We start from the raw sequence: 311 nt of genomic DNA, 5'->3' as shown, positions 1-311 counted from the left end.
ATAAATTGCCCATCCCCTAAAACATGACCGCCCTTTGCAAGCATGGGTACATGTGGAATAGTTGGTGCACTAACTCCTGGTATACCGTTCAATAATTCTGCTGGTGTATTAAAACCATCTATAAATTTATTAATCAGACGAATGACACCGTTAATTGCTGTTTTTGTACCACTTTTAATACCGTCCCACACACCTAGTACCGCGGATTTCATACCACTAAAAGCGCCACTAACAGCATCAACAACCCAATTGACAGGTGTCATAATAGCACTTTTCAATCCATCCCATACAGATGATGCTGTGGATGTAAT

General features: G+C 40.5%; 1 pseudogene. It reads right to left on the bottom strand.

From position 1 onward, the window contains the following. A pseudogene (locus ACQGS6_RS29565) lies at window positions 1-311 on the bottom strand (phage tail protein); the annotation flags it as partial.

The sequence above is a fragment of the Bacillus sp. GMs2/2 genome (assembly GCF_050172095.1).
GTDB classification, from domain to species: domain Bacteria; phylum Bacillota; class Bacilli; order Bacillales; family Bacillaceae_G; genus Bacillus_A; species Bacillus_A cereus.
Note: the sequence above shows the minus strand (reverse complement) of the source record. Positions and strands in the feature narration are given on the sequence as shown.